This is a genomic window from Acinetobacter sp. YH12099, from assembly GCF_013419195.1.
In the GTDB taxonomy this organism is placed as follows: Bacteria; Pseudomonadota; Gammaproteobacteria; order Pseudomonadales; family Moraxellaceae; genus Acinetobacter; species Acinetobacter towneri.
In genome coordinates this window covers 1-26,412 of the sequence record NZ_VPAP01000014.1, presented here as the reverse complement: position 1 = coordinate 26,412, position 26,412 = coordinate 1, and the positions used below count along the sequence as shown (strand labels likewise).

Annotated in this window: 23 protein-coding genes, 2 tRNA genes and 1 other RNA gene; 18 read left to right on the top strand and 8 right to left on the bottom strand. The window is 41.3% G+C overall.

Features of this window, described 5'->3' with window-relative positions; all coding sequences use genetic code 11:
• Nucleotides 1-11: 11 nt before the first annotated feature.
• The gene (locus FTU39_RS09555; protein ID WP_004972210.1) at nucleotides 12-581 is read left to right on the top strand and encodes a flavodoxin family protein; all 570 of its coding nucleotides are present in this window, start codon (nucleotides 12-14) and stop codon (nucleotides 579-581) included.
• 78 nt (nucleotides 582-659) lie between these two features.
• On the opposite strand, the gene smpB is transcribed toward FTU39_RS09555, so the two are convergent.
• Entirely contained in the window at nucleotides 660-1,136 is a 477-nt protein-coding gene (smpB, locus tag FTU39_RS09550; protein ID WP_004972209.1) for an SsrA-binding protein SmpB, read from the bottom strand.
• Between the two features lie 179 nt (nucleotides 1,137-1,315).
• On the opposite strand from smpB, the gene coaD reads away from it, so the two are divergent.
• The 4 genes from coaD to FTU39_RS09530 all read left to right on the top strand — a co-directional run bounded on the left by coaD (nucleotide 1,316) and on the right by FTU39_RS09530 (nucleotide 2,627).
• A complete protein-coding gene (gene coaD / locus FTU39_RS09545) occupies nucleotides 1,316-1,807 on the top strand; it encodes a pantetheine-phosphate adenylyltransferase (RefSeq protein WP_004972207.1) in 492 nt (163 codons plus the stop codon).
• Between the two features lies 1 nt (nucleotide 1,808).
• The gene (locus tag FTU39_RS09540) at nucleotides 1,809-2,072 is read left to right on the top strand and encodes a YfhL family 4Fe-4S dicluster ferredoxin (protein ID WP_004972206.1); all 264 of its coding nucleotides are present in this window, start codon (nucleotides 1,809-1,811) and stop codon (nucleotides 2,070-2,072) included.
• Between the two features lie 27 nt (nucleotides 2,073-2,099).
• Nucleotides 2,100-2,477, top strand: an RNA gene (rnpB, locus tag FTU39_RS09535) — RNase P RNA component class A.
• A gap of 73 nt (nucleotides 2,478-2,550) precedes the next feature.
• Nucleotides 2,551-2,627: transfer RNA gene (locus FTU39_RS09530), tRNA-Met, on the top strand.
• A 38-nt stretch (nucleotides 2,628-2,665) separates the two neighbouring features.
• On the opposite strand, the gene FTU39_RS09525 is transcribed toward FTU39_RS09530, so the two are convergent.
• Complete coding sequence (locus FTU39_RS09525; RefSeq protein ID WP_179990215.1) at nucleotides 2,666-3,079, bottom strand: hypothetical protein; 414 nt, start codon at nucleotides 3,077-3,079, stop codon at nucleotides 2,666-2,668.
• A 193-nt stretch (nucleotides 3,080-3,272) separates the two neighbouring features.
• Here FTU39_RS09525 and FTU39_RS09520 point away from each other — a divergent pair.
• Nucleotides 3,273-3,349: transfer RNA gene (locus FTU39_RS09520), tRNA-Met, on the top strand.
• A 143-nt stretch (nucleotides 3,350-3,492) separates the two neighbouring features.
• On the opposite strand, the gene FTU39_RS09515 is transcribed toward FTU39_RS09520, so the two are convergent.
• The 3 genes from FTU39_RS09515 to gltA form a co-directional block, all read right to left on the bottom strand.
• Entirely contained in the window at nucleotides 3,493-5,118 is a 1,626-nt protein-coding gene (locus tag FTU39_RS09515; protein WP_004972204.1) for an NAD+ synthase, read from the bottom strand.
• Between the two features lie 355 nt (nucleotides 5,119-5,473).
• The gene (locus tag FTU39_RS09510) at nucleotides 5,474-5,989 is read right to left on the bottom strand and encodes a hypothetical protein (RefSeq protein ID WP_004972203.1); all 516 of its coding nucleotides are present in this window, start codon (nucleotides 5,987-5,989) and stop codon (nucleotides 5,474-5,476) included.
• Nucleotides 5,990-6,185: 196 nt separating this feature from the next.
• On the bottom strand, nucleotides 6,186-7,460 hold the full coding sequence (gene gltA / locus FTU39_RS09505; RefSeq protein ID WP_004972202.1) for a citrate synthase: 1,275 nt from the start codon (nucleotides 7,458-7,460) through the stop codon (nucleotides 6,186-6,188).
• A gap of 1,154 nt (nucleotides 7,461-8,614) precedes the next feature.
• Between gltA and sdhC the strand changes: the two genes are divergently transcribed.
• The 9 genes from sdhC to sucD all read left to right on the top strand — a co-directional run bounded on the left by sdhC (nucleotide 8,615) and on the right by sucD (nucleotide 20,691).
• A complete protein-coding gene (sdhC, locus tag FTU39_RS09500) occupies nucleotides 8,615-9,013 on the top strand; it encodes a succinate dehydrogenase, cytochrome b556 subunit (RefSeq protein WP_026438062.1) in 399 nt (132 codons plus the stop codon).
• Nucleotides 9,013-9,378: a succinate dehydrogenase, hydrophobic membrane anchor protein gene (gene sdhD, locus FTU39_RS09495; RefSeq protein WP_004972200.1), complete on the top strand. Its 366-nt coding sequence runs from the start codon at nucleotides 9,013-9,015 to the stop codon at nucleotides 9,376-9,378. The genes sdhC and sdhD overlap by 1 nt, the downstream gene beginning before the upstream one ends.
• Before the next feature lie 12 nt (nucleotides 9,379-9,390).
• On the top strand, nucleotides 9,391-11,289 hold the full coding sequence (locus FTU39_RS09490; protein WP_004972199.1) for an FAD-binding protein: 1,899 nt from the start codon (nucleotides 9,391-9,393) through the stop codon (nucleotides 11,287-11,289).
• 14 nt (nucleotides 11,290-11,303) lie between these two features.
• Nucleotides 11,304-12,014, top strand: a complete 711-nt coding sequence (locus FTU39_RS09485; RefSeq protein WP_004972196.1) for a succinate dehydrogenase iron-sulfur subunit — start codon at nucleotides 11,304-11,306, stop codon at nucleotides 12,012-12,014.
• A gap of 883 nt (nucleotides 12,015-12,897) precedes the next feature.
• A complete protein-coding gene (locus FTU39_RS09480; protein ID WP_096901045.1) occupies nucleotides 12,898-15,720 on the top strand; it encodes a 2-oxoglutarate dehydrogenase E1 component in 2,823 nt (940 codons plus the stop codon).
• A 16-nt stretch (nucleotides 15,721-15,736) separates the two neighbouring features.
• Complete coding sequence (gene odhB, locus FTU39_RS09475) at nucleotides 15,737-16,951, top strand: 2-oxoglutarate dehydrogenase complex dihydrolipoyllysine-residue succinyltransferase (RefSeq protein ID WP_004972191.1); 1,215 nt, start codon at nucleotides 15,737-15,739, stop codon at nucleotides 16,949-16,951.
• 60 nt (nucleotides 16,952-17,011) lie between these two features.
• A complete protein-coding gene (gene lpdA / locus FTU39_RS09470; RefSeq protein ID WP_004972188.1) occupies nucleotides 17,012-18,445 on the top strand; it encodes a dihydrolipoyl dehydrogenase in 1,434 nt (477 codons plus the stop codon).
• A 174-nt stretch (nucleotides 18,446-18,619) separates the two neighbouring features.
• Entirely contained in the window at nucleotides 18,620-19,786 is a 1,167-nt protein-coding gene (sucC, locus tag FTU39_RS09465; protein ID WP_168418044.1) for an ADP-forming succinate--CoA ligase subunit beta, read from the top strand.
• A gap of 11 nt (nucleotides 19,787-19,797) precedes the next feature.
• Nucleotides 19,798-20,691: a succinate--CoA ligase subunit alpha gene (sucD, locus tag FTU39_RS09460; protein ID WP_136144279.1), complete on the top strand. Its 894-nt coding sequence runs from the start codon at nucleotides 19,798-19,800 to the stop codon at nucleotides 20,689-20,691.
• Nucleotides 20,692-21,282: 591 nt separating this feature from the next.
• Here sucD and trpS read toward each other — a convergent pair.
• Entirely contained in the window at nucleotides 21,283-22,296 is a 1,014-nt protein-coding gene (trpS, locus tag FTU39_RS09455) for a tryptophan--tRNA ligase (RefSeq protein ID WP_004972183.1), read from the bottom strand.
• Nucleotides 22,297-22,502: 206 nt separating this feature from the next.
• Between trpS and FTU39_RS09450 the strand changes: the two genes are divergently transcribed.
• The 3 genes from FTU39_RS09450 to FTU39_RS09440 all read left to right on the top strand — a co-directional run bounded on the left by FTU39_RS09450 (nucleotide 22,503) and on the right by FTU39_RS09440 (nucleotide 24,789).
• The gene (locus tag FTU39_RS09450; RefSeq protein WP_180052090.1) at nucleotides 22,503-23,429 is read left to right on the top strand and encodes a DUF808 domain-containing protein; all 927 of its coding nucleotides are present in this window, start codon (nucleotides 22,503-22,505) and stop codon (nucleotides 23,427-23,429) included.
• A gap of 34 nt (nucleotides 23,430-23,463) precedes the next feature.
• Nucleotides 23,464-24,369 carry a neutral zinc metallopeptidase gene (locus tag FTU39_RS09445; RefSeq protein WP_180052089.1) on the top strand — a complete coding sequence of 302 codons (906 nt, stop codon included), beginning with the start codon at nucleotides 23,464-23,466 and terminating at the stop codon, nucleotides 24,367-24,369.
• Nucleotides 24,370-24,453: 84 nt separating this feature from the next.
• Nucleotides 24,454-24,789: an MGMT family protein gene (locus tag FTU39_RS09440; RefSeq protein WP_004972177.1), complete on the top strand. Its 336-nt coding sequence runs from the start codon at nucleotides 24,454-24,456 to the stop codon at nucleotides 24,787-24,789.
• A gap of 155 nt (nucleotides 24,790-24,944) precedes the next feature.
• Here the strand turns inward: FTU39_RS09440 and FTU39_RS09435 are convergent, their stop codons facing one another.
• Nucleotides 24,945-25,385 carry a universal stress protein gene (locus FTU39_RS09435; protein WP_004972175.1) on the bottom strand — a complete coding sequence of 147 codons (441 nt, stop codon included), beginning with the start codon at nucleotides 25,383-25,385 and terminating at the stop codon, nucleotides 24,945-24,947.
• 189 nt (nucleotides 25,386-25,574) lie between these two features.
• Nucleotides 25,575-26,213, bottom strand: coding sequence for a CatB-related O-acetyltransferase (locus FTU39_RS09430; RefSeq protein WP_096901002.1), 639 nt, complete (start codon nucleotides 26,211-26,213; stop codon nucleotides 25,575-25,577).
• Between the last annotated feature and the right edge of the window lie 199 nt (nucleotides 26,214-26,412).

The following is a 26,412-nucleotide window of genomic DNA, read 5'->3' as shown; positions in this document are numbered from 1 at the left end:
TAAACATTCTCATGTCAGTGACTCATTCAACATCTTCTTGCGCTGCTATTCGTGTGGCGGTGGTTTATCACAGTCCTTATGGTCATACTGCTAAGGTGGCACAGCATATTGCACAAGGTGCTGCGCAAATGGATGCTCAGGTGACTTTGATGGATGTGGCTGAAATTGAATGGGATAGCCTAGATCAAGCCGATATTATCATTATGGGCTGTCCAACTTATATGGGCAGCATTACTTCGGCTTTAAAACAGTTTATGGAGCAATCGTCTAAGCGTTGGTTGGCCAGAACTTGGCAGGGCAAACTGGCGGCAGGTTTTACCAATGGCGGTGGTTTAAGTGGCGATAAACTGGCGGTGCTGCAACAAATTAATTTATTTGCGATGCAGCATGGCATGTTGTGGTCAGGTTTACCGTTTATGCCGACAGGGCGTAGTCCACACGATATTAACCGCATGTCGAGCTTTTTGGGTTTAATGACGCAGTCTGATAATGCCAGTGTTGAAGTTACGCCACCCGAAGGTGATTTGGAAACTGCAGTCAAATTTGGTAAATATTTGGTGGAATTAAAACTTAAAGACTAAGCATTTTTAGTTTTAAAACTTCCATAAAAAATGCTCGAGATCAACATCGAGCATTTTTTATGGGCGGAATGTGCAAAATTATTTGTGCATCAAACGTGCTTTATCACGCTGCCAATCGCGGTCTTTTTCAGAAGCGCGTTTATCGTGCAATTGTTTACCTTTCACCAAAGCAATTTCAAGCTTCGCTAAAGGGCCTTTCCAATAACATGCTAAAGGTACGCAAGAATAACCTTTTTGATTGACTGCACCCATCAACTTTTCAATTTCACGTCGTGAAAGTAAGAGTTTGCGGGTACGGGTCGCTTCAGGCACTACATGCGTTGAAGCCGACAAGAGTGGTTGAATTTGTGCACCAAATAAAAAGGCTTCATTGTCACGAAACAGGATATAACTTTCGGTAATAGTCATACGTCCTGCGCGCAAAGATTTGACTTCCCAACCTTGCAAAGAAAGTCCTGCTTCAAATTTTTCTTCAATAAAATAATCGTGGCGTGCACGTTTATTCTGTGCAATTGTTCCGCCCGTATTTTTTTTAACTACAGTTAGCTTCGCCATATTCAATTACTTCCAAACTTATGACTATTGTGCCTCAAACCAAGGCTTGCTGACAAATCAAAATCATCACAACTGTTGGCTAAACTGCTTTGATATTTCATAATTTGGTAGACTTTAGTTCACTAAAATTTTTTGTATTTGTTAAACTAACTTTGACAAAACCAACTAGAGCATAATGGATGTCTAAAACTCGCGTAATTTATCCGGGCACCTTTGACCCGATTACTAATGGTCATATTGACTTGGTGACACGTGCTGCAAAAATGTTTGATGAAGTCGTGGTCGCAATTGCCATTGGACATCATAAAAATCCAATTTTTACTTTGGAAGAACGTGTGGAATTGGCACAGGCATCTTTAAAGCATTTGCCTAATGTTGAATTTGTCGGATTTGATGGTTTATTGGTTAATTTTTTCCGTGAGCAAAATGCGACTGCAGTTTTGCGTGGTTTGCGTGCTGTTTCAGATTTTGAATACGAATTTCAGTTGGCAAATATGAACCGTCAATTAGATGCGAAATATGAAGCGGTATTTCTGACTCCTTCAGAGCAATATTCATTTATTTCTTCTACATTAGTTCGTGAAATTGCACGCTTAAAAGGTGATGTGACTAAATTTGTTGCACCTGTTGTGGTCGAAGCCTTTGAGCGTAAATTACGACAAGGTTGGTAGCGTGTCTTTATATATTACCGATGAATGTATTAACTGTGATGTCTGTGAACCTGTATGCCCAAATGAGGCAATTTATATGGGTGAGCTGATTTATGAGATTAATCCAGCATTATGTACTGAATGTGTAGGACATCACGAGCAGCCGCAGTGTCAGTTATTTTGCCCAGTCGATTGTATTCCGCTCGATCCAGAGCATGTAGAAACACAGGAACAATTGCTGGAAAAATATAAAAAACTGATTGCTCAAAAAAGCGCAAGCAATTAACTTATAATTTTGCTAAAATGCGCCTTCGAAGTGAACCAGACGATCGCTGCTGTGGAGGTCTCCGTGACTGAAACAGGGGAGGAAAGTCCGGGCTTCATAGGGCAGGGTGCCAGGTAACGCCTGGGCGGCGTGAGCCGACGGAAAGTGCAGCAGAGAGTAGACCGCCTTCGTATGGTTTCTTTTTCGGAAGAAATTGAAGGTAAGGGTGAAAGGGTGCGGTAAGAGCGCACCGCATGGCTGGTAACAGTTCATGGCATGGTAAACCCCACCAGAAGCAAGACCAAATAGGAATCCTGAGGTACGGCCCGTACTGGATTCGGGTAGGTCGCTTGAGCGTATGAGTGATTGTACGCCTAGAGGAATGATCGTTCTCGACAGAACCCGGCTTATCGGTTCACTTCACCAAATTTTAAGCAATTGATGCGTGATAAGGCTTGACGTTGCCTAGATTACAGCAGATAATGCGCGCACAGTTTTTGGCTATGTAGCTCAGTTGGTTAGAGCACCGCACTCATAATGCGGGGGTCACAGGTTCAAGTCCCGTCATAGCCACCATTTTTCAGACCACGTTCACTAACGTGGTCTTTTTTTGTTTAAAATTTATTTGTGCAATCTATTTGAGCTGTATCTAGTTGAATCTGCATTTGTTGGTTTTGAATCTGTTGCCAATTGGCTTGTTGATCAGAGTGAGCAAAAATTTTGGCATCGACCTGATTTAATTTTTTTAGCGAAATGTGTTGTGATGCACAATAACGCCCTACAGCACGCTCATAAGCCAGTTGTTGCTGCGCTGCAGCATTGAGTTGATGTGCCGTTAAAATCTTTTGCTGCCCTTTGGCATAAGCAACCAAGACACGTCGGTCTGCGATGCTATAACTCATTTTAGAATTAATAAATTGCGCAACATCACGCCGTACACCGTTGTAATCTACAAAAATAGGTGAAACCAAAGCGCAGGAACTTAAGCCAACAACAAGGCTACTCAGTATTATAGACTTCAAGATCATGGTTGAATTTATTCTCTTTTTTCTGTGTGACTTGATATAGATTTTGCTGCAAATATTTAAGAATCTCCGTAAGAAAATAGTAATTTGATTAAAATTAAACAAATTGCACTGTTTTTGCTTAAACTGTGAGCGTTTGTAAATTAAAATACTTGACGATGCAGGGCTAAGTTTAGATAATGCGCACACAGTTTATGGCTATGTAGCTCAGTTGGTTAGAGCACCGCACTCATAATGCGGGGGTCACAGGTTCAAGTCCCGTCATAGCCACCATTTTTATAGACTAAGCTCTCAGCTTGGTCTTTTTTTATGTCAAAATTTTAGGCTACTTTTTGCAGCATTGGTTTAATGGCAGGTACAAAAAAACCAAGCCGTAGCTTGGTTTTTTATATCTTTGTTTAAGCAATGCTTTAGCGTTAAATCCCTGCTTTCCAACCATTGACGAGCGGATAGCGACGTTCACGACCAAAAGCGCGTGAACTAATACGTGGTCCTAATGCACCTTGGCGACGCTTGTACTCGTTGCGATCAACCAATTGAATGACTTTCTCGACCATCGCGCGTTCAAAGCCTTTGCTAATGATGTCTTCTTGGCTCTGATCTTCTTCAATATACGCATACAAAATCGCATCGAGCACTTCGTATGGTGGTAAAGAATCTTGGTCTTTTTGGTCTGGACGTAATTCTGCTGAAGGTGGGCGGGTAATCACACGTTCAGGAATCACAGGAGTATCAGCGATGCTGTTACGGTATTTTGCCAATTCAAACACAATGGTTTTGTACACATCTTTGAGTACCGCATAACCACCGACCATATCGCCATAAAGCGTGCAGTAACCAACTGCTAACTCAGATTTGTTACCTGTAGAAAGCACGAGGTTACCAAACTTATTCGATAGACCCATTAAGATTGTGCCGCGTGCACGAGCTTGTAAATTTTCTTCTGTGGTGTCGCTAGGGCTGTTACCAAAGAAAGGATACAGCGTTTGCATAAAGCTATTTACGATCGGGTGAATTTCAGCAATACCAAAAGTCACGCCTAAAGTTTTGGCTTGTTCTGCAGCATCTTCCACACTAATTTGCGCAGTATAAGTGTACGGCATCATTACCGCTTGTACCTTGTCTGCACCAATTGCATCAACCGCAATGGCAAGGGTAAGTGCTGAATCAATTCCACCCGACAAGCCTAGAATTACACCTGGAAAGCCAGAGCGTTGCACATAGTCACGGGTTGCTAATACTAAACCTTGATAGATTTCTGCAAGGGTGTCTAAAGCTGGGCTAATTTCGGCAGTTTTAAAGTGCTTCTGTGCAGCGTCATATTCTGCGTAGAATAAACCTTCTTGGTAGGTTGGGGCTTGTAATGCAACATTGCCTGCTTGGTTAATCACAAAGCTCGTACCATCGAAGATTAAATCATCTTGACCGCCAACTTGGTTTACATACACCACATTGAGATGTAATTGTTTTGCCAGTTCGGTCATGGTCTGTACACGATGCTGCGGTTTACCCACTTCATAAGGCGATGCGTTCAAGACCAATGCAGTTTCTACATTCAACTGTGCCAATTGCTGCACGGTTGGCAAAGACCATAAATCTTCGCAAATCAAAACGCCAAATTTATGACCAAGGTATTCAAAAACTAAGTGTTGATGACCTTCATCAAAATAGCGTTTTTCATCAAATACAGCATAATTTGGTAAATTTTGCTTGTTGTAAATACCTAAGATGTTGCCATCTTTCATGACGGCAGCCGAGTTAAAGCGCTGACCATCTTCAGTTTCATTGACAAAGCCGAAAACTAAAACAATATCTTTAATTTCACGTAATTGTTCAAATGCTTGTTGTGTGCGTTGATTCAAGCTTGGGCGCAGTAATAAATCTTCTGCAGGGTAGCCCAAAATTGAAAGTTCAGGAAAAATAATCAAATCTGCATGTTGTTTTTTCGCTTCATTTGCTTGTTCAAGCATTTTTTGCGCGTTTGCTTCGAGATTGCCAATGTGTGGAGAGAACTGTGCAAGGGCAATTTTAAAAGATTTCATTTAAATTAAGTCCTATTCCTATAGGTGTAGAATACACGTAAGTGGCTGATGATTATTGTTATAAAAATTTCAGCGTAGTGTATTGTGGATTAAACGACTGCCGAAAGGCACAAATAAAAACCATTTATTATCTAACAGATAAAGATCTTATTTTGCAGTGCAAAAATGGAGACTTTTGCTATTTTATCTTAATTTAGAATAGATGCTAGCATCGAATACACTTTATTGTCTTGTCTGCAAGAATATCATTGAAATGTGACAGAATTTTTATGCTATTTATTTGAAAAGCATTATATTTTTAGGTTGTATGATGCATGTGTTTTTCGTGAAATAAGCATGTACCAAGATGAGTGAGCTAAGTCGAGCGGTGCGGGCTGTTTAAAATAATATTGTCTATTTTTTTAAGAAAAATATCTTTGGCAATTTCACCTTGTTGCTCAATGTTGTAAGCAAAAAAAGGTTTCGCTTCAATTAAGCGATAATGATATGGATTGTAACGCTTAAAACTCAAAAAATACGCGGTTTGCAATACCGCACCACGCAGTAAGACATTGATGTGATGTTGATGCTGTAAAATGTGCGCCATCTCATGAATAAAGATCGCTTGATAGCCACGGTGTGCTTGGCTGTAGTCGGCTAGATAATGCCGATTACGCACATGAATATAGCCACAGGGGGCCATAAAAATGTGCTGTGGCTGCCAAGGCAAATAAGGATGGTTCATGACTTTGACTTGGCTGTAGTCAATCAGATTGCCAAACACAGATTGGCACAACTGTATTTCCATTGCAGTTAGGCTTCGACATCTAAACTGATCTAGTTTGAGCAGTCGCATCAATAAGCTGAGAATGAATAAATGCAGTTGTAGCATGGAAATGAGTCGTAAGTGGCAGACATCAAAAATATAGCCTAAATCCGCAATGATCTAAATTTTATTTTACGTTTTGGTTGTGGTTTAGGACAAACCAAACAGAAATGAGTTTGGTGAGCTAAATAAAAGCAATAAAAAAACCACCCGAAGGTGGTTTTTTTGTCGTGTCGTTTTACACGCTACAACGCAGACCGAATTAACGGTTGATGTCGCGTTGAGTGTGGCCAGTGTAAAGCTGACGAGGACGACCGATTTTGTAAGGACCGCTGTGCATTTCTAACCAGTGGCTGATCCAACCAACTGTACGTGCAAGTGCGAAAATTACAGTAAACATTTCTGTTGGGATACCAATCGCTTTAAGGATGATACCTGAGTAGAAGTCTACGTTCGGGTATAAGTTACGCTTGATGAAGTATTCATCAGATAACGCAATACGCTCAAGTTCCATTGCAAGAGCGAGTTGTGGATCGTTGATACCTAAGTCGTTAAGTACTTCGTCACAAGTTTGCTTCATTACAGTTGCACGTGGGTCATGGTTTTTATAAACGCGGTGACCAAAGCCCATAAGTTTAACTTCTTTAGTCTTCACTTTTTCCATGAACTCAGCAACGTGTTCTACAGAGCCGATTTCATCAAGCATCTTAAGAACAGCTTCGTTCGCACCACCGTGAGCAGGACCCCAAAGTGCAGAAATACCTGCAGAGATACATGCGTATGGGTTAGCGCCAGTAGAACCAGCTAAACGTACAGTTGAAGTAGACGCGTTTTGTTCGTGGTCAGCGTGAAGCGTGAAAATACGATCCATTGCGCGAGCGTGAACAGGGTTTACTTTGTAATCACGGTCTGCTGGTGTAGCAAACATCATGTACAAGAAGTTTTCTGCGTAGCTTAAGTCGTTACGTGGGTAAACAAATGGTTGACCAACAGTGTACTTGTAGCTCCAAGCCGCTAAAGTAGGAATCTTCGCGATTAAACGAATCGCTGTGATTTCACGGTGGTTAACATCTTCGATGTCTAAGTTGTTGTGATAGAACGCAGATAACGCACCAACAACACCTACCATGATTGCCATAGGGTGAGCGTCACGACGGAAACCGTTATAGAAACGTTTTACTTGGTCGTGAACCATAGTGTGGTTACGAACTTTAGCGTCAAAATCAGCTTTTTGTTCTGCAGTTGGAAGCTCGCCATTTAATAATAAGTAGCAAGTTTCTAAGTAGTCAGCTTTAGTCGCTAATTGGTCAATTGGGTAACCACGGTGTAAAAGAATACCTTTGTTACCATCAATGAACGTAATTTTAGACTCGCAAGACGCTGTTGCCATAAAACCAGGATCAAAAGTAAAGTGACCTGCCGCCAACACATCCTTAACGTCAATTACATCTGGGCCTAATGTGCCGCTGTAAATTGGTAATTCAATTTCTTTTCCATCAAGCTGTAATACGGCTTTTTTGCCAGTTGCTTCAGACATTCAATAGATCTCCTGTCCTGGTGAATGTTGATCTGACTCGAAGTATCAATCTTTTAATGCGCAAGTCAGACGGATTAAAAATTAGCTCTAAGATTAGAGAGTACTGAAATTTTGTCAATTATACTTATGGATTAAGCAGACGACTGTTTATAGAAAAAGTCGAAAAAATTCCAGTAAAAAAAACAATCAAATCACAGCACAGCCGCCGTATCATAAGTCAAAATTTGTCGGATGTGCAGAAAAAAATCATCAATACGGATTAATTGTAAGCAATTTTAAATACTAGTTTTGATGTGCTATTTCTTTAGCAGGATTCAGTCCAATACTTAAATTTATCTAATTCTCATAACTTACACGTTTTTACATACATGGTAGGGTGGTCAGATTGTTTGTAATAGGCAGTAAGTCTGGTATTTAAATTCGATATTGATTGATCAAAAAATGACTGATTAAACTCCTGAAAATAGCCATAACCCATCATATTTTGAGTGGGAAATGATGAAATCTTTGTGAATAAAGCGCGGTTATTTATCCATACAGATACAAAAAATACTGGATAAGTCATTCATTCGCATGATGATTATCATTTTTAATATTTATTTAGGTGTGGTGTTTAAAGTAAATATAAGTTGTATAAATAGATTGAGGTATGTGCCGACATTAAAGTTTAATCCATGATCAGGTGTACCTTGACCAAAGCAAAGTGATGGGCTGTCTGGATCTAAGAGTCTTGTGTTGTGGTTGTAAATTGCTGCAAACAGTGGAGTACACACATATATAGTGCTGCTACTTATATATAAGTATGTGAAAACCCGAAGAACATCAGAAAATCAAAGTACAAATTTATCTTTAGTCTAAATATTCTAAAGCTGTTTATTGCGCTTCTAGGAATTTTTATTTTAATAATTGATTTAAAAACAAGGTTTTATGTTTTCTTGTGTGGCTATTGATGGCGAGTGGTTTACTTTTATACTTGTTAATGATTCTTATTTAAAGGATTTTTAGCCAAAAAGCCGAGTAGAGTTGTTTGTATTTTAACAGTTGACGTTTTATAATTCAGTGTCGTTTTAAGGTTAGGCATGAATTTGCCTAACAATGCCAGCTTTCCTTCGAATTTATTCCAACAAACTCCGGATGGAGTTTTTACTTACAGGATGCCCGCTGTGAAAAGCAACAGACCTGTCAATTTGTCCATGGGTCAAGTTTTAGAAGTAAACTTAAAATCGCCCGTGGCTATTGCATCAATTCTACACCGTCTTTCTGGTGTCATCGTATTTTTACTCGTACCGGTACTTTTATGGTTGTTAGACAAGTCTTTGTCTTCACCTGAAGGTTTTGCTCAAGTTCAAGAAATTTTTAACGGTTTCTTTGTGCGCTTTATCGTATGGGTATTTGTAGCCGGCTTAATCTATCACTTCATTGCTGGTGTTAAGCACTTACTTGCTGACCTTGGTTTTGCAGAAGAACTGCAAAGTGGTCGCATTGCAGCTACTATTTCATTGATCTTGTCTGCTATCGGTATCGTTGCAGCATTTGTATGGATTGTAATCTAATGAAAAGTGCTACAGGTTTAACGGGTTCAGGTTCTCGCGATTGGTTTATCCAACGTATTAGTGCTGTTGTTCTTGCTGTTTATACCGTTGTGGTATTTGGTTGGATTCTTCTTAACGGTGGATTCAACTTTGAACAGTGGTACGGCTTTATGATGACATTACCAATGAAGATTATGTCTTTATTGGCAGTCTTATCTCTTGTTGCACATGCTTGGATCGGTATGTGGCAAGTATTCACTGACTATGTGACTACTCGTCAAATGGGTCCTTCAGCTTCAGGTTTACGCCTAGTGCTGACTTCAGCAGTGATTATTGCTGTTTTTGCATACGCAATCTGGGCAATCCAGATTTTCTGGGCGAATTGATAGGAAAATATCATGGGCGCGATTAACCCTAAAGAAGATTATACAAATATTCCACACCAATTCTTTGACGCAGTCATCGTTGGTGGTGGTGGTTCAGGTATGCGTGCATCTTACCAACTTGCTCAAGCAGGTTTGAAAGTTGCGGTATTGACCAAAGTATTCCCTACACGTTCACACACTGTTGCAGCGCAGGGTGGTATAGGTGCATCTCTTGGTAACATGCAAGAAGATAACTGGCACTACCACTTTTACGACACAGTAAAAGGTTCTGACTGGTTGGGCGACCAAGACGCGATTGAATTCATGACGCGTGAAGCGCCACAAGTGGTTTATGAATTAGAACACTTGGGTATGCCATTTGACCGTAACGCAGACGGTACAATTTACCAACGTCCATTCGGTGGTCACTCTGCAAACTACGGTGAAAAAGCGGTTCCACGTGCATGTGCTGCAGCTGACCGTACAGGTCACGCACTTCTTCACACGCTTTATCAAAGCAACGTGAAAATGGGTACTCAATTCTTCGTAGAATGGATTGCTCTTGATTTGATCCGTAACGAAGCTGGCGATGTACTAGGTGTGACTGCAATTGACCAAGAAACAGGTAAAATTGCAGTATTCCAAGCGAAAGCGACATTGTTTGCTACAGGTGGTGCAGGTCGTGTGTACCGTGCATCTACAAACGCATATATCAATACTGGTGACGGTCTTGGTATGGCTGCGCGTGCAGGTATTCCATTACAAGATATGGAATTCTGGCAGTTCCACCCAACAGGTGTTGCGGGCGCGGGCGTATTGTTAACGGAAGGCTGTCGTGGTGAGGGGGGTATCCTTCGTAACGATTCAGGCGAGCCGTTCATGGAGCGTTATGCACCAACTTTGAAAGACTTGGCGCCACGTGACTTCGTATCACGTTCTATGGACCAAGAAATTAAAGAAGGTCGTGGTTGTGGTCCAAACAAAGACTACATCTTGCTTGATATGACGCACTTAGGTGCAGACACAATCATGAAGCGTCTTCCATCTGTATTTGAGATTGGTAAGAAATTCGCGAACGTTGACTGTACTAAAGAGCCAATTCCTGTTGTTCCTACAATCCATTACCAAATGGGTGGTATTCCAACCAATATTCATGGTCAAGTGGTTGTTCCAGAAAGCCGTGAAACTCAAGAGTTGGTTGCGAACTACAACGCAGAAACTGATACATATACAACCAACGCGGGTGACCGTGACTTTGCTAAACCAGTAAAAGGTTTCTATGCAATTGGTGAGTGTTCATGTGTATCTGTACACGGTGCAAACCGTTTAGGTACAAACTCATTGCTTGACTTGGTTGTATTTGGTAAAGCTGCGGGTCAACATATCATTGAGTATGTGACTAAGCAACACGATGGTGAGTACGAACCACTTCCAACAACTGTACTTGAAAACACTGTGAACCGTATTCGTAAACTTGACGAATCGACTTCAGGTGAAAACGCTCAAGAAGTTGCTGATGCAATTCGTAACATCGTTCAAGACCACGCAGGTGTATTCCGTACTTCAGCATTGCTTGATGAAGGTGTGAAACAAATTCTTGCGCTTGAGCCACGTGTTCGCAACATTCATTTGAAAGACAAATCTAAAGTATTCAACACTGCACGTGTAGAAGCATTAGAAGTTGAAAACTTGTATGAAGTTGCTAAAGCGACACTAATCTCAGCTGCTGCACGTAAAGAATGTCGTGGTGCGCATACGGTTGTAGACTTTGAGTTACCACCAGATCACCCAACTTATTCTTATGGTCGTCGTGATGATGAGTGGATGAAGCATACTTTATGGTTCTCTACAGATAACCGTCTTGAGTACAAACCAGTACGTTACAAGCCGCTTACTGTAGCTGCTATTCCACCTAAACCACGTACATTCTAATTGGGAGAAGTAAGATGAGTAGAGGTACTCGTACATTTAATATCTACCGCTACGATCCTGATAAGGATAAAGCACCGTACATGCAAACTTTTAAGCTTGAATTGACTGATAAGCACCGTATGTTGCTTGATGCACTTCTTGAATTGAAGGTACAAGACGAATCTTTGACATTCCGTCGTTCATGTCGTGAAGGTATTTGTGGTTCTGATGGTGTAAACATCAATGGTAAAAATGGTTTAGCGTGTCTTTGGAACCTAAACGATTTACCAGAAGTGATCACAATTCGTCCGCTTCCAGGTCTTCCTGTAATTAAAGACTTGGTTGTAGACATGAATCAGTTCTACGATCAGTATAACAAGATTCATCCGTTCTTGATCAACAACCAACCTGCGCCACCAAAAGAGCGTTTACAATCTCAAGAAGAGCGTGAGCATCTTGATGGTTTGTATGAATGTATTCTTTGTGCATGTTGTTCAACTTCATGCCCATCATTCTGGTGGAACCCAGACAAGTTCTTGGGTCCTTCAGCGTTGTTGAATGCATATCGTTTCATTATCGATTCGCGTGATACTGCAACTCAAGAGCGTTTGGCTCGTCTTGACGATCCATTCTCTTTGTTCCGTTGTAAAGGTATTATGAACTGTGTATCTGTATGTCCTAAAGGCTTGAACCCAACTAAAGCAATCGGTCACATCCGTAACATGCTTTTAGATATGGCTGGCTAATAGACTGCGTGATCAGTTGAGAAAAGCACACCTAGGTGTGCTTTTTTTTGTGCCAAAATTACGATAAAAGTCGTGTGATAAGTTGCTTGTTTTTGATGAGTACGTAAATGAAAAATGTTGCATGCAAAGAAGTGATTAAAAAGTGAGTATTTGATATTTTTTAGGTATAACTGTTGGATAAATAGACAAAAACAGCATTTAGCCGACTAAAGTTGCACACAATTGTAATCCAGTGCTGCTATTTTGTTGTAAAGCATGGGCAAATGCCAAGTTTAGCTGCAATATTTATTTTTAGATGTTATCATGTAACGTGTAAGTGAGAGGGCAGATTGAGAGATGTGCTCTCTTTTATTTTATCTGAAATAGCGGTGTTGGACTTTGGTCTAAATTGCATCTGTTTTTTAAATAAAGCACCATATGTTAGATGAAAATAGAATCAGTGTATTTCGCCAATTTATAGGAGGTATGTGTCAAAAAAATCAATTGCATTTCTGAGATCATGTTACGATTAACAAATGACTATATCTGAAAAATGTTGAATTTTTGTACATTTTATCAACATTTTAAGTGCAAATGATGTGTTATTAAATCAGGACTATTGCAGAAAAGTCGTATTAGAAAAGCTAAGACTGAGCACTTATTTTTTCTAAAACGATTTTGCAAAAAATTGCTCGGCTTGGGTCGAGTATATAAATGAGTGATGATGCCAATGAGGGCGTTATGATTCATAAATGACATTGGGTTTTCCTAATGTAGTGATAACGCCTCATGACATATGTCAACTGGGGACTAATGTCATGTTACCAATTTGACATTATCAATCATGGGTTTTGCTTAAAAAGCATCCTGGAAAATGTTTTTGCAATAGGAAATGGGTCCACAAATGCAAGAAGTTGCTGACGCACTGCGTCTTGACACTGAACTTTCCGCTGATAGTGCAGCGTATATTGAAGAACTTTACGAGCATTATTTGACGTCACCGGAATCAGTCGGTGCTGATTGGCGCGAATATTTCGATAAATTCCCGAAGGGTGATCAACCACACAGTAATGTACGTGAGCAATTCCTTTTATTAGGTCGTAATTCAAATCGCGTTCAAGCCATTGTTCAAGGTTCAGTGAGTTCTGAACATGAACAACGTCAAATTGGCGTGTTGCAACTGATTGCTGCTTACCGTAACCGTGGTCACCAAAAAGCAAAATTAGATCCACTAGGTTTGGCAAAACGTGAAGACGTGCCAGATCTTGATCTTGCTGCACATGGTTTAACCAAGTCTGATTTAGATACTGTTTTCCATACAGGTAATTTGGAAATTGGTAAGTCTGAAGCAACACTAGGCGAAATGGTTGATGCCATGCAGGCGATCTACTGCGGTTCAATTGGTGCAGAATACATGCACATTGTTGATACCAAAGAAAGACGCTGGATTCAACAACGCTTAGAAAGCGCACGTGGTAAGTTCACATTTACTGCAGATCAAAAGAAACACGTTCTTGAACGCTTAACAGCAGCTGAGGGTCTAGAAAAATATCTAGGTAATAAATACGTTGGTGCGAAACGCTTTGGTGTAGAAGGCGGTGAATCATTTATCCCGATGGTGAATGAAATCATTCAACGTGCGGGTGCTGTTGGCTGTAAAGAAGTCGTGATTGGCATGCCACACCGTGGTCGTTTGAACCTGCTTGTGAACATCATGGGTAAAAACCCTGCAGACCTATTTGGTGAATTCGAAGGTAAGAGCTTGCATAAAAAAGGTTCTGGCGACGTAAAATATCACCAAGGTTTCTCATCTAACGTGATGACTCCGGGTGGTGAAGTGCACTTGGCACTTGCGTTTAACCCATCGCACTTAGAAATTGTTGGACCTGTGGTTGAAGGTTCTGTACGTGCGCGCCAAGTACGTCGTAAAGACATTGGTGGTGATGATGTATTGCCATTAATCGTTCACGGTGATGCCGCATTTGCAGGTCAAGGTGTTAACCAAGAAACCTTCCAAATGTCACAAACTCGCGGTTATACCGTAGGTGGTACAGTTCACATTGTGATTAACAACCAAGTTGGTTTCACAACATCTGACCCACGTGACGCACGTTCTACTGAATACTGTACTGACATTGCAAAAATGATTCAGGCGCCAATTTTCCACGTGAATGGCGATGATCCTGAAGCGGTGATTTTTGTATCTCAATTGGCACACGATTTCCGTCATACATTCCGTAAAGACGTTGTGATTGATTTGTTCTGCTACCGTCGTCGTGGTCACAACGAAGCGGATGAACCTGCAGCAACTCAGCCAATGATGTATCAAGTGATCAACAAAAAGACCACTACACGTACTTTGTATGCTGACCAATTGGTGCAAGAAGGTGTGTTGGATCGCGCAGCAGCAGATCAAATGATTGAAGATTACCGCGCAGATTTAGAAGCGGGTAATCACGTTGCGAACGCATTGGTACTTGAGCCAAATACTAAAATGTTTGTAGATTGGTCGCCATACTTGGGTCACGACTATACAGACGTTTGGGATACAACTTTCCCTATCGAGCGTTTGAAAGAACTTGGTCAAACCATGCGTAAACTTCCAGAAGGTTTCGTGATGCAGCGCCAAGTTGCCAAAGTGATTGACGATCGCTTGAAAATGCAAACAGGTGAAATGCCACTAAACTGGGGTGCAGCTGAAACTTTAGCTTACGCATCTTTGTTGGATGAGGGTTACCTTGTTCGTTTGACTGGTGAAGACGTTGGTCGTGGTACTTTCTCGCACCGTCATGCAAAACTGCATAACCAAGTCGATGGTAAAACTTATATTCCACTTTGCCACATCAAAGAGAACCAACCACGCGTTGCAATCTACGACTCATTATTGTCTGAAATGGCAGTATTGGCATTTGAATATGGTTATGCGACGACCCTTCCAAAGAGCTTGATTATTTGGGAAGCACAATTCGGTGACTTTGCCAACTGTGCTCAAGTGGTAATCGACCAGTTCATTTCATCTGGCGAAACCAAGTGGGAGCGTGTGTGTGGTTTAACGATGCTTCTTCCACACGGTTTTGAAGGTCAAGGTCCTGAGCACTCATCTGCACGTTTAGAGCGTTTCTTACAGCTTTGTGCGGAAGAAAACATGCAAGTGATGACACCAACAACACCTGCACAGATTTTCCACGCTTTACGTCGTCAGGCGATTCGTCCAATCCGTAAGCCAATGATCATCATGTCGCCGAAGTCTTTACTTCGTCACAAGTTAGCAGTGTCTAACCTTGATGAGCTTGCAACTGGTACATTCCAGACTGTGATTGATGAAATTGACAACATCAACAAATCAGACGTGACGCGTTTGGTATTGTGTGGTGGTAAAGTGTATTACGACTTGCTTGAAAAGCGTCGTGAATTAGAATTGAACAATACTGCAATTGTTCGTATTGAACAGTTGTACCCATATCCAGAACAACGTCTTGCTGAAGTTCTTGCTTCTTATCCAAACGTAAAAGAATTAGTTTGGACTCAAGAAGAGCCGAAGAACCAAGGTGCTTGGTTATTCATCGCGCCACGTTTATATGATGACGTAATGAAAACTGGTAAACAGATTCGCATTAGTTATGCGGGTCGTGAAGCATCTGCAGCACCAGCGTGTGGTTCACCATATTTGCATGCAAAACAACAAGCTCAGCTCATCAATGACGCGCTTGCGATCGTAGCTGAATAACAGGAGATTCGAAATAATGGCAACCGAAATTAAAGCACCGGTATTTCCAGAGTCAGTTGCAGACGGTACGATTGCAACTTGGCACAAACAACCAGGTGAAGCAGTTTCACGTGATGAAGTGATCTGTGATATTGAAACCGATAAAGTTGTTTTGGAAGTAGTCGCTCCTGCTGATGGCACAATCTCTGCAATCATCAAAAACGAAGGCGATACAGTTCTTTCTGACGAAGTAATTGCTCAATTTGAAGCGGGTGCTGTTTCTGGCGCTGCTCAAACTCAAGCAGTTCAGTCTGAAGCACAAGTAGAGCAAGCTGCGGCGAAAACTGAAGCAGGCGCTGCGCCAGTTGTTGAGCGTGCACAACCAGTTGCTGACCAAGCACCAGCAGTACGTAAAGCGTTGACTGAAACAGGTATCAATGCTGCAGACGTTTCTGGTACAGGTCGTGGTGGTCGTATCACTAAAGAAGATGTTGCAAATCATCAAGCTAAACCTGCTGCTGCAGCTGCGCCATTAAGCGTTGCGGTAGGTGAGCGTATCGAGAAACGTGTTCCTATGACACGTTTACGTAAGCGTGTTGCAGAGCGTTTACTTGCAGCGACTCAAGAAACTGCAATGTTGACAACATTCAACGAAGTGAACATGAAGCCAATCATGGAAATGCGTGCACAATACAAAGACGCATTTGAAAAACGTCATGGTGCACGTTTAGGCTTTATGTCTTTCTTCGTGAAAGCTGCAACTGAAGCATTGAAACGTTACCCAGCAGTAAACGCTTCTATTGATGGCGAAGACATCGTATATCACGGTTACTACGACATCGGTGTTGCGGTTTCTTCTGACCGTGGTTTAGTGGTTCCTGTATTACGTGATACAGACCGCATGAACTACGCTGAAGTAGAAAACGGTATTCGTGACTATGCTTATAAAGCACGTGACGGTAAGCTAGGTATTGAAGATATGACTGGCGGTACATTCACCATTACTAACGGTGGTACTTTCGGTTCATTGTTATCTACACCAATTCTAAACACGCCACAAACTGCAATTTTGGGCATGCACAAAATCCAAGAGCGTCCTATGGCGGTAAATGGTCAAGTTGAAATCTTGCCAATGATGTACTTAGCGCTTTCTTATGACCACCGTCTAATCGATGGTAAAGAAGCAGTCGGCTTCCTTGTAACAATCAAAGAATTGTTAGAAGAGCCAGCTAAACTCATCCTTGACCTTTAATTCTAAAGAATAAATCAGTGGGCTTGGAGCGATCCTCTAAGCCCATTTTTGGAGATAAAAATGTCTCAACAATTTGATCTTGTTGTTATTGGCGGTGGCCCAGGTGGTTATGAAGCGGCAATTCGTGCGGCTCAACTTGGCTTTAAAGTTGCGTGTATCGAAAAACGTATTCACAAAGGTAAACCATCTTTGGGTGGTACATGCTTAAACGTGGGTTGTATCCCATCTAAAGCATTACTCGATTCTTCACATCGTTATGAAGATACGGTTCATCACTTGGCTGATCATGGTATCACTACAGGTGAAGTACAGTTTGACCTTGCGAAGCTATTAGCACGTAAAGACAAAATCGTTGACCAATTAACTGGCGGTATTGATCAGTTATTAAAAGGTAACGGTGTTGAGTGGTTAAAAGGTACGGGTAAATTGCTTGCAGGTAAAAAAGTTGAGTTCGTTTCTCATGAAGGCGAAACTCAAGTTTTAGAGCCTAAGTATGTGATTCTTGCGACTGGTTCAGTTCCTGTAAATATTCCTGTTGCTCCTGTAGATCAAGACATTATTGTTGATTCTACTGGTGCATTAGAATTCCCAGAAGTGCCTAAGCGTTTAGGTGTGATTGGTGCAGGCGTAATTGGTCTTGAACTTGGTTCAGTATGGCGTCGTCTAGGTGCAGAAGTTGTTGTATTTGAAGCAATGGATGCATTCTTACCAATGGCTGACAAAGCTTTGGCAAAAGACTACCAGAAACTATTGACTAAGCAAGGTATGGATATCCGTATCGGTGCGAAAGTTTCAGGTACTGAAGTTAATGGTCGTGAAGTGACTGTTAAATATACCCAAGGCGGCGAAGACAAAGAACAAACTTTCGATAAATTGATCGTTTGTGTAGGTCGTCGTGCTTATGCTGAAGGTTTATTGGCAGATGACTGCGGTATTAAACTGACTGAACGTGGCTTAGTTGAAGTAAACGATTGGTGTGCAACTTCTGTTGAAGGTGTATATGCAATTGGTGACTTGGTACGTGGTCCAATGCTTGCACACAAAGCAATGGAAGAAGGCGTAATGGCAGTTGAACGTATTCACGGTCATGCTGCACAAGTCAACTACGACACAATCATTTCAGTAATCTACACACACCCTGAAGCGGCGTGGGTTGGTTTAACTGAAGAGCAAGCGAAAGAAAAAGGCCACGAAGTGAAAACTGGTCAATTCGGTTTCGCGGTAAATGGTCGTGCTTTAGCTGCAGGCGAAGGTGCTGGTTTCGTGAAGTTTGTTGCAGATGCAAAAACAGATCGTCTACTTGGTATGCACGTGATTGGACCCGCTGCGTCTGACATCGTTCACCAAGGTATGATTGCACTTGAATTTGTATCTTCAGTTGAAGATTTACAATTAATGACATTTGGTCACCCAACCTTCTCTGAAGTGGTGCATGAAGCCGCTTTAGCGGTAGATGGGCGTGCGATTCACGCGATTCAGCGTAAACGCAAATAACACTAAAAAGAGCGGCTTAGGCCGCTCTTTTTACATTTGATGGTTGTGTTTGTGGGAATAATCATCTAAAAATAAAGAGCATAGAAAATAGCACCACCATGGAAGACCAAGATCAAACCCAGATTTGATGCGGGTGGTGAGAACTGAATAAAAGAAGTAGTAAAAGGTTAGTCAATGAATTTACATGAGTATCAAGCGAAAGCGCTATTAAAAAAATATGGCATGCCTGTTCAGGAAGGAATCTTGGCCACGACAGCAGTAGAAGCTGTGCAAGCCTTTGAGCAACTGGGCGGAAAATTTGCCGTAATGAAGGCGCAAGTACATGCGGGTGGCCGTGGTAAAGCGGGTGGTGTAAAAGTGGTGAAATCTGCACAGGAAGCTGCAGACTATGCCAATGAAATTATTGGTACACGCTTGGTCACTTATCAAACTGATGCTTATGGTCAGCCGGTAAACAGTATTTTGGTTGCAGAAGATGTCTATCCTGTAGAGCGCGAATTGTACTTAGGTGCTGTGGTAGATCGTTCAAGCCGTCGTGTCACCTTTATGGCATCTACCGAAGGTGGGGTTGAAATTGAAAAAGTCGCAGAAGAAACCCCAGAAAAAATTATTAAAGTAGAAGTTGATCCATTGGTGGGGTTATTGCCATTTCAGGCGCGAGAAGTTGCTTTCGCCTTAAAACTAAAAGATAGCCAAATCACTCAGTTTGTAAAAATTATGACTGCAGCTTATCAGGCATTTATCGACAATGATTTTGCTTTGTTTGAAATTAATCCACTTTCAGTGCGTGAAAATGGCGAGATTTTATGTGTCGATGCTAAAGTCGGAATCGACTCTAATGCGTTGTACCGTTTACCTGAAGTATTGGCGCTGCGAGATAAGTCACAAGAAAATGAGCGCGAATTGCGTGCTTCAGAATTTGATCTGAACTATGTGGCATTGGAAGGTAATATTGGTTGTATGGTCAATGGTGCGGGGTTGGCAATGGCAACGATGGATATTATTAAGTTGTATGGTGGCCAGCCAGCGAACTTCTTAGATGTAGGTGGTGGTGCAACCAAAGAGCGTGTGATTGAAGCCTTTAAAATTATTTTGGCAGATCACTCAGTCAAAGGCGTGTTAATCAATATTTTTGGTGGAATTGTACGTTGTGACATGATTGCAGAAGCAATTATTGCAGCGGTTCAGGAAGTAAATGTGACGGTACCTGTAGTGGTTCGCCTAGAAGGGAACAACTCAGAGCTAGGTGCTAAATTACTAGATGAATCAGGACTAAAACTTATTTCTGCAAATGGCTTGTCCGATGCTGCAGAAAAAATTGTTGCTGCAGTGAAAGCTTAAGGAGAATCAGGATGAGCGTATTAATTAATAAAGACACCAAAGTATTGGTACAAGGTTTCACTGGTAAAAATGGTACTTTTCACTCAGCACAAGCACTTGATTATGGAACTAAAGTGGTGGGTGGGGTAACGCCAGGAAAAGGTGGTCAAACCCATTTGGAATTACCTGTATTTAACACCATGAAAGAAGCTGTACGTGAAACAGGTGCAGATGCATCGGTGATTTATGTGCCTGCACCGTTTGTTTTAGATTCGATTGTAGAAGCAGTCGATTCTGGAGTAGGTTTGATTGTGGTGATTACGGAAGGTGTGCCAACCATCGACATGCTCAAAGCCAAGCGTTATTTAGAAACCAATGGCAATGGTACACGTTTGGTGGGACCAAACTGCCCAGGTGTGATTACACCAGGTGAATGTAAAATTGGCATCATGCCAGGGCATATTCATCAACCAGGACGAATTGGCATTATTTCACGTTCAGGTACTTTGACCTATGAAGCTGTGGCACAAACCACCAAATTAGGCTTAGGGCAATCGACCTGTATCGGGATTGGTGGTGACCCAATTCCAGGTATGAACCAAATTGATGCTTTAAAATTGTTCCAAGACGACCCAGACACCGATGCGATTGTTATGATTGGTGAAATTGGTGGTACGGCAGAAGAAGAAGCTGCGGAATATATCCAGTCGAATGTTAGCAAACCTGTGGTGGGTTATATTGCAGGAGTGACAGCACCTAAAGGTAAGCGTATGGGACATGCGGGTGCAATTATTTCAGGCGGTAAAGGCACTGCGGAAGAAAAATTTGCAGCCTTTGAGCGTGCTGGAATTGCTTATACGCGTAGCCCTGCTGAATTGGGTTCTACCATGTGGCAAGTATTAAAAGATCAAGGTTTGCTTAAATAACAAATTTTGAAGATCTTGATTTTATTCAGTACTCAATCCCCAATTTTGGGGATTTTTTATGTTGAAAAATTAGCCACATTTGAGAGATAAAGTATATGATAAGAGTTAATTTGGTATTGCTTTGTTGCATAAATATGTAAGCATCTGATTTAAATAAATTTAATTTTGTATCAAAAAATAATCAAAACTTTTAAATCATATAGTTATGAAATCTTTGTGCGACAAAGCCGTTCAAGTAGTTTTTGCATCTCGGGAAATTATTTTTATTGTTGTACAAGCTGTATAAACAGCTGATTCAAATAAAAAAAATACGCAATGATTGGGGTGATCATTGCGTATGAAAAACGAATCTGCTTTCACAGCTTCGATAACGGAGAAATGTTATGAAATTAGGATTGCTCCTAAAGCATGTAAGTATACTAAACTGAGAATGAATACTATTCCGCAGTATTCAGGTTACGTGATGTTAAATCACGTAAGTAATAAGTGTTTTTTGTGAGTCGAGTCAGCTTGTGTTGATTTTTCACTCAAATAAAAAGTCTCTTATTCATGTGAATAAGAGACTTTAAAATATTTGTATCTACAAAATGCTTAGAAGCGGAATACACCCAAGCCAGCTTTCACTTCATCTAAAGTTTGCTGGGTAATATCACGGCATTTGTCGGTGCCTGTTTTCAAAATATCCATAATGTAGTCAGGATCTTTAGCAAGTTCGATACGACGTTCACGGATCGGCCCAATCAATTCTTTTAGAATGCCTTCCAAACGCTTTTTCACCGTACCATCGCCCAAACCACCACGACGATAATGCGCTTTCAGTTCTTCAAGTTCTTCTTTGTTGGTATCGAAGGCATCTAAATAAGTAAATACTACGTTGCCTTCAACCTGACCTGGGTCTTCGATACGCAGGTGATTTGGGTCGGTGTACATTGCATTGACAGCTTTTTTAATGTCTTTGTCTGTGGCATCTAACACAATGGTATTGCCCAGTGATTTTGACATTTTCGCTTTACCATCAAAACCAGGTAAACGTCCGACATTTGACAACAATGCCTGACATTCAGGTAGCAAGTCATGACCAATTTGACGATTCACCCGACGCACAATTTCATTGGTCTGTTCAATCATTGGAATTTGGTCTTCACCTACAGGAACGACCGTTGCTTTAAATGCAGTAATATCGGCTGCTTGAGCTACAGGGTAGCACAGGAAACCTGCAGGAATATCACGCTCAAAACCACGCATCTGAATTTCAGATTTAATGGTTGGGTTACGCTCCAAACGTGCCACAGTCACGAAGTTTAAATACAACATGGTGAGTTCGTTTAATGCAGGCAGGCAAGATTGCACGCAAATGGTGGTTTTTGTTGGATCAATCCCCACCGCTAAATAATCGGTTGCTACCTCAATAATATTACGACGGACTTTTTCAAAGTTATCGGCATTGTCAGTTAAGGCTTGAGCATCGGCAAGTAACAGGTGTTGATGATGTGAGTCTTGTAAACCTACACGTGAACGTAAAGAACCCACAAAGTGACCTAAATGTAGTTGTCCAGTTGGACGATCGCCTGTCAAAATCACAGGACGATTATCTTGATTACTCATTTTTTATTCCAAGTCGTATCTACGACATCTATGTACCGATGAATTGCTACATTGTAAGGCATAACATTTTTCAATGTCACTTCCTTAAGTGAGTTGAATAGAATTTGCTGTAAAAAATTTTGCTGTAAAAATTAATGAAGTAAATACAGACCCTATATAAATTCAGTTTTAAAATAACTTGAAAATCATATAAGGATAACAACGCAATGGCGAGCAGCTTATTACTTTTATTAGATGACATTGCAACAGTTTTAGATGATGTGGCAGTTATGAGCAAAATGGCTGCAAAAAAAACCGCAGGGGTTTTGGGCGATGATTTGGCGTTGAATGCGCAGCAAGTCAGTGGTGTACGTGCAGAGCGTGAGTTGCCTGTGGTATGGCGTGTGGCTAAAGGTTCATTCATCAATAAGCTAATTTTAGTACCGCTCGCGTTATTAATTAGTGTCGTTGTGCCGTGGTTAATCAATCCTTTATTGGTGGTTGGTGGTCTATTTTTAAGTTATGAAGGTGTGGAAAAAATCATGCACACCTTACAACACAAAAAAGCCCAAACGGCTAAAGAAGCGCAACTTGAGCTAATTCAAACTGAGCAAGACCTTGCGGCTTATGAAACCGAAAAAATTAAAGGTGCTGTGCGTACTGACTTTATTTTATCGGCGGAAATTGTGGTGATTTCTTTGGGGACTGTGGCTGCGGCAGGCTTTCTAACCAAAGTGACAGTATTAAGTTTAATTGCGATTGCCATGACGGTGGGTGTCTATGGGTTCGTTGCGTTAATTGTCAAAATTGATGACATTGGTTTATACCTCACAGAACAAGCTGCCAATTTTAAACAACGTATTGGGAGTGGTTTACTGGCATTTGCTCCAATTTTAATGAAGACTTTATCTGTGGTGGGTACTGCAGCGATGTTCTTGGTTGGTGGAGGAATTATCAATCATGCTATTCCTTTTGTGCACCATTTCACAGAAGATACGGTAGAGTATGTACAAGATATCCCAACGATGGGCAGTATTGTAGGTTCAGTCACGCCAATGTTGATGAACCTTGTCGTGGGTATTTTGGCAGGCATCTTGGTGGTGATTGTGGTCGCACTTGTTCAAAAAGTGTGGTCAAAGTCTAAATCGGCTTAATCTATTATCAGAGTTTAAGAGAAGGATAAGAATAATGCGTTGGAAAGGTCGTCGAGTTAGCACGAATGTAGAAGACCGCCGTGGTGGCGGTGGAGCAAAAGCGGGCGGTATCAGTATTTTGGGCTTAGTGGTGGCCTTTGTTGCATGGAAGTTCTTTGGCATCGATCCGCAATCGGCTTATCAAGCGACCAAGCAAGTCACCTCACATGCGCAAAGTGCTGAAACTAAAGGTTTAGACAATCCAAGTCCTGAACAACAAGAGGCAATTGAGTTTGTGGGCACTGTTTTGGCCGATACGGAAGATACATGGTCACAAGTGTTTCAGCAGCAGTTAAATAGCCAATATGTACCGCCTAAACTGGTGTTATTTACAGGTGTAGTTAATTCTGGCTGTGGTACAGCACAATCGGCAATGGGGCCGTTTTATTGTCCAGCCGATCAAAAAGTATATATTGATACTTCATTCTTCCAAGCCATGCGTCAGCAAATGGGTATTGGTGGTGAACAAAATCAGACTGAATTAAGCCGAGATGATCAGGCAGGTGATTTTGCCCAAGCCTACGTGGTGGCACATGAAGTTGGGCATCATATTCAGACCGTTTTAGGAATTTCAGAGCAAGTTCATAAAGCACGTCAGCAAGTCAGTGAAGTACAGGGCAACCAGCTTTCGGTGCGTCAGGAATTGCAAGCGGACTGTTTATCGGGAGTGTGGGCGCATCATAACCATCAACGTACTCAATTCCTCGAACAAGGTGATATTGAAGAAGCAATGGATGCGGCACATAAAATTGGCGATGACTATTTACAAAAACGTGCACGTGGGCAAGTCGTGCCTGATAGCTTTACGCATGGTACCAGTGCACAGCGCGTACAATGGTTCCAGACTGGCTTAAAATCAGGCTTGATCAGTGATTGTGATACATTCAATGCCGCAATTTAACTGACTTAAAAATCAAGTTTTATAAACAAAAGGAGTGCTGCCAGTCGCTCCTTTTTTATAGGCTAAATGAATGCGAGTGGATAGATGCAAACAACGTTAAGCCGTAAACCGAGTGATGAATTAGCACACATGATTTTGAACGTGGTGTGTTTGATTCCAGCAGGTCAGGTTGCGACCTATGGGCAAGTGGCACGCCTAGCGGGTCTGCCCAAACATGCACGTTTGGTCGGTTATGTCCTCAGGCATTTATCGGCAGAACATACTGTGCCGTGGCATCGGGTGATTAATGCGCAAGGAAAAATTAGCCTAAGCAAACTAAACGCCCAAGGAGAAAATATACAAACTTTAAAATTACAGGAAGAAGGGATTGTGGTAATTGCAGAGAAGGTGAATTTAAAACAATACCAATGGCAGAATTAAACTGAGCTGCTAAATCGAGCGTTTAATATTGAGATATGGTGATACTGAGAAAATTTGCTGAATAGAGTGCTGCAAATAAAAATTTTAGAACAAACAAAGAAATTTAAATGAGAGGGGAAGTTCCTCACTTCCGTAGAAATGAGGAACACGCAATCTTATTGACGTACAACCAATACAGGTGTTGTACCTTCACTTAGGATGCTTTGCGCAACGCTACCTAAGAATAATTTTTTCAAGCCAGTGCGGCCATGTGAACCAATCACGATAAGGTCAGCATTTAAGTCTTTTGCAGCATTGGTAATTTCGCGTGCAATTACTTGACCTTCAAGTAGTTTAGTTTCAGCTTCAACACCTTGTTCAGTGAATTTTTGCTTTGCTTCTTCTAAAGTTTTTACGATAGAAGCGCGAGCGCGTTCAATCAAGTCATTGGTTTGGTTTGCAGTGATGTATTCTGCAGCAATATACGGGTCAAGTGTAAGTACTTGTACCACAGTGATTTTACTACCAAATGCTTTTGCAAGTTCAGCAGCTTTTGCAACAGCGGCAAAAGAAGTTTCAGAACCGTCCACTGGTACGAGGATGTTTTGGTAAGCCATGAGTGTTTCTCCTTATTGTAATTTCAATACTTTAATAAAATATTCGCTCTGAGTCCTGTCTTATCTTACGCTGAATTCATATAGAATAAAACCCAGTAATTTCATAAAGATAATTGAGTGCTGTAAGTCCTTATTTCACCTTAATTTAGCATGAAATTATGAAGCTGTGCTTTCAATTCAACTAAAGTTTTAGTCATTTTTTGTTTGCGTGTTTGTCAAAAAATCGATCAGTTGATTGACATCATTACTCTGCAATTGTTCGCGGATTTTCAGTAAATATTTTTCATCAAAATCATACAGTTTTAGCGCCAAAAGTTGAGCAATCTCTGTTTCACTAAAGCGGTATTTAATTACTTTGGCAGGCACACCTGCCACAATAGCGTAAGGCGGTACATCTTGCGTAACCACTGCACCTGTCGCCACAATTGCACCTTCGCCTAGTTCAACACCTTGCATAATCATGGCGCGACTGCCAATCCAGCAGCCATCGCCAATTGTGGTATCACCTGCCGCAACAAAACTGCGAGTATCAAACGGAAAAGCCGAAACCCAGTCACTGCGATGCAATTGATTGCCACCCATCATAATCACGCATTCCGCACCAAAACAGACAAAATTGCCAATATGTAATTGATCAATTGGCTTGTCTGCTGTTGCAGGTTTGTCATGTAAATAACGCACCACACAACGTTCAAAACCCTGATCCCAATAGGCTGAATAATAAGAGTAATTGCCTTTGATGTGGATGTTGGGGTTTTTCACAGTTTTGGAGATGAACTCAAATTCGCACCAGTGTTTAACAGGGGAATTAATCAGCGTTTCGGACATGGTTTTTTCGTGTGGAGAGATGAGGGGATTATATCTGAAATTTTGAACCTCTCCCTAGCCCTTTCCTAGAAGGCATAGGTATCTACACATCTTTAGGTACCTAGTGCAATGGTTGCGATTTCATTCAGTTCATCTATTGAATATTCTGAGAGCAGTTGAAGAGTATTTAGTAAAATCGAGAGTCCTGCCAATATGGCAG